This window comes from Vibrio sp. V04_P4A5T148 (assembly GCF_963875605.1).
Lineage (GTDB): Bacteria > Pseudomonadota > Gammaproteobacteria > Enterobacterales > Vibrionaceae > Vibrio > Vibrio anguillarum.
In genome coordinates this window covers 1-6,052 of the sequence record NZ_CAWNMS010000092.1, presented here as the reverse complement: position 1 = coordinate 6,052, position 6,052 = coordinate 1, and the positions used below count along the sequence as shown (strand labels likewise).

Sequence of the window (6,052 nt, the reverse complement as noted above, 5' to 3'; positions counted from 1 at the left end):
CCCCTTAACCGGGCGTTAAGTGACTCAAATTCGTCAGGAGTAATAAAATTGAGTAGATATGATAAAGTCGATTTGGCTTATGAATTTCTTTCCGCAAAAGAAACTGAGGGTGAATCATTTACAATAGATGAACTAGCTAAGGTTACTGGTTGGAAAACGCAGACATGTGGTACATATCCATCGAAGCGCTGGCATCAATACGTGCAAAAAGATGGCTCACATTATCTAACAACTGGCATCAAGTTTCTAAGTAAAGAAGAATTTAGGGCGGTTCATAGTCAAAAATTACAACAAGTTGCTGATCAATCAGCAAAAGGTATGCTACTTCATAAAGCCAGAGAATTTGCCTTACTAGCGGTATCTACATACAACAACCCATACACCGAATTTAAGACTTACGGCTACATCGTAAATATTGTTATTGCATATACAGCTCTATTCCACGCGATCTTTGAAAAGAAAGGTGTAGATTATTTCCATCATAAAGATGGAAAACCAGTCATTATTGATGGGGAAGAGAAAGCATGGGAGTTAATGGAGTGCTGCAATAAATATTGGAATGGTGTTGAACGTCCTGAGAAGTTCAATCTACAGTTCTTAATCGGACTTAGAAACAAAATTGAGCATCGAAGCCTTCCTGCAATAGATCTTGCTGTTGCCGGTGAGTGCCAAGCTGCCTTGATTAACTTTGAAAATTTGCTCGCAGAAGAATTTGGTGATTCTTATGCTCTAAGCACAAACTTAGCTATTGCCATGCAACTAAGCCGCGTATCAGAGCAAGCCCAAATTGATGCAATGAAGCAACTTCAAAAAGAAAACTACCAAGTCGTTCGTCATTACATGGAAACTTATCGTGCAGATTTAGAAGACACTATTGTGGAAAGTCAGCAATATCGTATTCGTGCCATGCTAGTCCCTAAATTAGGTAATCACGCCAAGTCGTCAGATATTGCAGTAGAATTTATTAATGTAAGCAAGCTATCAGAAGAAGAGCTACAAAACTATGAACAAGGTGTTGCTTTCATCAAGGGTATTGAAAACCCTTACAAACTGAAACCTTCAAAAGTAATGGCTCTCGTTCGTGAAAAGATTCACTTTTTCAATATGCCGCTACATACGAAATGTTGGAAATACTTCGAGGCTCGCCCTAGAGACAATTCGCCAGCCTTCAAAGGTGAGTATGCGTCATTTATTGAGGGTTTCGATGGTTATCTGTATACAAAACAATGGGTAACCTTTTTGTCGACAGAGCTTAGAAAACCAGAAGTATTGGCTAAGGTGAAAAAAGCCACTTAACAAAGCATTTAAGAGTGATTCGCAACGCTTGGCAGTTTCGCTTCGCTCAAGTATAGCCAAGCGCCGCTCACACCTTAATGCGGCGTTATGCAACTCAGGTAAATTTAGGGGTTCAATCTTTTGGGATTTCTCTGGCCATTCGTTTTGTGTTGTCGGCAAATGAGCATGTTTACCCTCAAATTAGTGGTTAACTCAAACCGTAAAACAGGCAAGTTTCTTTGTTTGCCTCAATCAGTTTTAGCGTTGGCGTGTTGTGAATCTTGTGGGCGCAAAGTGTGGAAAGTGCAAGTTTATCGAGCATTTTGCTTTTTCTGAAGTTTTCGCTCGTTGAGTTTGTCTGATTCAAAAGCTTGGTTGGTTGTTGAAAGGTGGACTTTGTTTTGGCGGCTTATTTATCTCGGCTCCTACTTGGGTTGATTCTTGAATCACTCAACCATTGCAATCGTGGCTTTTGATCGAGTAAAGTCAGTTTATCTCATTGAATTTGCATAACAAACGGCTCAAGAGGGATTGCCAACGCGTGGCGGTTTTAGTGCAAAATTGAAGTTCAGTGTTTAAGTGTGTTTTTTAAGTCCGGCGGTGCGTTGTCAACCCCTTAGCCGGGCGTTAGCTGAGGTTAAGAAAAACCTTAAAATTAAGCGCTTATTTTTCTTAGTCTGAGGCTCTAGCTTTACACCTGAAAGTCAGCACTTTTCCATGTATCTCGCCAGTGGCACTGTTCGTGAAGTGCTTGAACTAACCGAAGTCTTCTTACGGGAAGTGGTGTGTTTGTTTATTTCTTTGGTGTGGCTTCTTTGGTTTTGAAGCTCTTTCGCGCTTAAATGGATTTCGCGCACTTGGTGGTTGGCTTCTTCGAAAGAATTCTTTGCAAATTTAAGTCCTAGAAGCTCGTCAGTTTCTCGGTTATTTCTTCTTTGCCAAGTGCGTTTCGTGGGTTAGGTTTTAGTTTCTCAGTTGTCCGTTTTACTTTGCCGCTTGAAAGCAATAATGTGTTTTAAATTAGGCTATTGGGTAGTCAATCTCCGGCTAAAGTGCAGCAGCTAACAAACGGCTCAAGAGGGATTGCCAACGCGTGGCGGCTTTAGTGCAAAATTGAAGTTCAGTGTTTACGCGTGTTTTTGAGTTCGGCTATGCGTTGTCAACCCCTTAGCCGGGCGTTATGCAACTCAGGTAAATTTAGGAGTTCAATCTTTTGGGATTTCTCCGGCCATTCGTTTTGTGTTGTCGGCAAATGAGCTTTTTTATCCTAAAACTCTTGGTTCACTCAAGCCGTAAAACAGGCAAGGTTCTTTGTTTGCCTCAATCAGTTTTAGCGTTGGCGTGTTGTAAATTAAGTGGGCGCAAAGTGTGGAAAGGGCAAGTTTATCGAGTATTTCGCATTTGCTGAAAGTCTTGCTTGTTGAGTTTGTCTCATTCAAAAGCTTGGTTTGTTGTTGAACGGTGGACTTTGTTTTGGCGGCTTATTTATCTCGGCTCCTACTTGGGTTGGTTCTTGAATCACTCAACGATTGCAATTGTGGCTTTTGAACGAGTAAAGTCAGTTTATCTTATTGAATTTGCATAACAAACGGCTCAAGAGGGATTGCCAACGCGTGGCGGCTTTAGTTCAAAATTGAAGTTCAGTGTTTACAGTGTGTTTTTTGAGTTCGGCGGTGCGTTGTCAACCCCTTAGCCGGGCGTTATGCAACTCAGGTAAATTTAGGGGTTCAATCTTTTGGATTTCTCCGGCCATTCGTTTGGTATTGTCGGCAAATGAGCTTTTTTACCCTAAAATTCGTGGTTTACTCAAGCCGTAAAACAGGCAAGGTTCTTTGTTTGCCTCAATGAGTTTTGGTGCTGGTTTGTTGTGAATTTAGCGGGCGCAAAGTGTGGAAAGGGCAAGTTTATCGAGCATTTTGCACTTGCTGAAGTTTTAGCTCGTTGAGTTTTCCTGATTCAAAAGCTTGGTTTGTTGCTGAAAGGTGGACTTTGTTTTGGCGGCTTATTTATCTCGGCTCCTACTTGGGTTGGTTCTTGAATCACTCAACCATTGCAATTGTGGCTTTTGGTCGTGTAAATTCGGTTTATCTCATTGAATTTGCATAACAAACGGCTCAAGAGGGATTGCCAACGCTTGGCGACTTTAGTGCAAAATTGAAGTTCAGTGTTTACGGTGTGTTTTTTAAGTCCGGCGGTGCGTTGTCAACCCCTTAGCCGGGCGTTATACCTATGCAACCACTTGAGTTTCCAAAATATGCCCACATATTGATATCGTCAATTAATCTAATGTAGGGATACATATGTCATTTCAAAATCTAAATGCCGGCGATATTGTTGTCAGCAACTTCGGTGTTTATCAGCACTGGTCTCTAGTCTCAGATTCTTTATGCGAAAAGGGTTTACCTATGCTCATTTCTGCAACTCAGCGAAATGGCACAGTTCAAGAAGAAAGTTGGGATGTTGTAACTCAAGGTAAACATACATATCCAGCTAAAGTTACTTACGACCGTCCGGTGTCAGAGGTGCTCGAACTTGCTCGCTCTCAAATTGGAACGTGGAAATACTCATTAACAGACCGAAACTGTGAGCATTTTGCTAAATGGGCTACAGGGTTAAAAATGTCTTCGACTCAAGTTATTGCAGGTGCAACTGGTGCTGTTTTAGGCGCAAGCCTAGTTGGTTTATATTCAGAAAATCCGAAGTTTGCTAAATTTCTTGGTGGTGCTTTAGCTCTTGGTAGTTTAGCTGTTTTAGCGACTAAAGCAGTCGAGAAAAAATAGGTATAACAAACGCTTCAAGAGGGACAGCCAACGCGCGGCATTTTTACTATGCGTTGGTTTTGGTGATTACGGTATTATGCGGAAAGTTAGTAGTAGCGTTGGCTGCCCCTTAAGCGGGCGTTAAGTTTCCAAATCTACATTTGTGACAAATTTGGTCGATAATGTCATTAGTATGAGTTATACTGCGGGCAACGTATGCAATGAGAGAATACTAATGATTAAAAGACTTGGCTTCAGTAATTTCTATAGTTTCAAAGAGTACTCAGAAGTTAGCTTTGAATTTGACAAAAATGTACCTGAAACCATAAGTAAAGGACTGTCTACAGGTACAGTGATTGGTATTAAAGGTAGCAATGGCTCAGGCAAAACCAATGTGATAAAAGTGATCAACTTTTTCTTTGCTTTTTGTCTAGATAAATTTTCATACTATGGTGTTGAGAAAAAGACTGGGGACTCTCTGCCCTATAAAAGCTTTTTCGATAGTGACGATGTAACTGAATTTGATATCGAATTTTTGATCGATGATATTACATACATCTATGAACTAGAGATAAAGAAGAACAATATAATAAAAGAAACAATAATTAGAAACAAAAAAAGAGATGTAGTTCTTATAGAAAGAAATGAACATGGAACTATTGAGTGTATAAAAGACTTTGATGAGCTAAAAAATATCAAGCTTAGAGATGATCAGTCAATAATTTCTATTGTGGATAAGTTTAAATTTAATAATAAAATGCATGAGCTTGATATTCTAAACTTTGAGTTTGTGAAGTTGTTATCAAATGTAGACTATAACGGATACAATGATTTTAGTCTTGGTGTAGAAGGCACGACTAAAAGATACAAAGAGTCTGAAGAATTATTCGAGTTCATTAAAGGCATTATAAAATCGGCTGACTCAGGCATTAAAGATATCGTAATTAAAGATCGCCTGAACGAAGATGGAGAGAAAGTATATTTCCCTCTATTTGTCCATGAAAATGAAGGTAAAGAGTTCTTTATGCCATTTAAGGATGAGTCTAGTGGTACGAAAGAACTCTACAAAAAGATGATTGTTTATCATTTTGTTCTCAATAGTGGCGGTGTTCTGGCATTTGATGAATTTGATGTGCACTTACATGCGAATGTATTGCCTATGATCGTTAACTTGTTTCTCGATTTTAATATTAACAAAAAGCACGCACAGTTTATTTTTACAGCCCATAATACAGAAATTATAGATACTTTAGGTCGTTATAGAAGTGTTCTGGTCAACAAGGACGATAATGAAAGTTATTGTTATCGCTTAGACGAAATAAAAGGTAGTATCTTAAGAAATGGAAGACCAATTAGTCCTGTTTATAAAGAGGGCAAAATTGGAGGGGTTCCACCTATATTTCTAGGTGGAAAGGAACTGTAATTATGGTGAGAAAGAATAAAAGAACAAATAAAAAGAAAGTCTCATTTGTAGCGGATGCTTCACTTCCCGATTTAGAAAGTACGGACTTAGCCGCAAGGTCGCGATTTAATTTTTCTTATCTAAACGAGTTACAAGATGGAGCTCAATCCATAGCTGAATGGAATCAAGATGGCAAAAAAGATGCTTCCTTGGAAAAGTTGCTATCAAATCTTAAGGACTATAGTACTTATCCTCTTTCTCATTGGATTAATGAGGGGCGCTTAACTATTTATGGTCGATTTCCTAAAGAAAAATCAGAATTTAAGCACCCTGTGAACGTTCCTCACGAAGTTTCTTGGGGGAGATTTCGGTTGGCTGGTAAAGTACGCCTAGCGGGATTTGTAATCCCGTCAGAATTTGAAGATACCGAATTTACTACTAAATCGGGAAAGAAAGTAAAATATTGTACGAATACTTTTTATATAGTTTTTCTCGATAAAGATCATTTGTTTTATAAAACGGAAAAACGCAATACATAGAAACTTAACAAACTGTTTAAGAGTGATTCGCAACGCTTGGCATTTTTGCTATGCGTTGCGTTTAGTGTTTAAGGTCG

The 6,052-nt window shown here is 39.1% G+C and carries 4 protein-coding genes; all 4 read left to right on the top strand.

Features of this window, described 5'->3' with window-relative positions; genetic code table 11:
• On the top strand, positions 1-1,296 hold a 1,296-nt coding region (locus AACT18_RS16910; protein WP_339373510.1), incomplete at its 5' end, for a DUF3644 domain-containing protein.
• Between the two features lie 2,279 nt (positions 1,297-3,575).
• On the top strand, positions 3,576-4,055 hold the full coding sequence (locus tag AACT18_RS16905; protein WP_017045717.1) for a lecithin retinol acyltransferase family protein: 480 nt from the start codon (positions 3,576-3,578) through the stop codon (positions 4,053-4,055).
• Positions 4,056-4,269: 214 nt separating this feature from the next.
• Positions 4,270-5,457 (top strand): AAA family ATPase, encoded by a 1,188-nt coding sequence (locus AACT18_RS16900; protein WP_161439579.1) that lies wholly within the window; start codon positions 4,270-4,272, stop codon positions 5,455-5,457.
• A gap of 2 nt (positions 5,458-5,459) precedes the next feature.
• Positions 5,460-5,975: a hypothetical protein gene (locus AACT18_RS16895; protein ID WP_094146609.1), complete on the top strand. Its 516-nt coding sequence runs from the start codon at positions 5,460-5,462 to the stop codon at positions 5,973-5,975.
• The last annotated feature ends 77 nt before the right edge of the window (positions 5,976-6,052 follow it).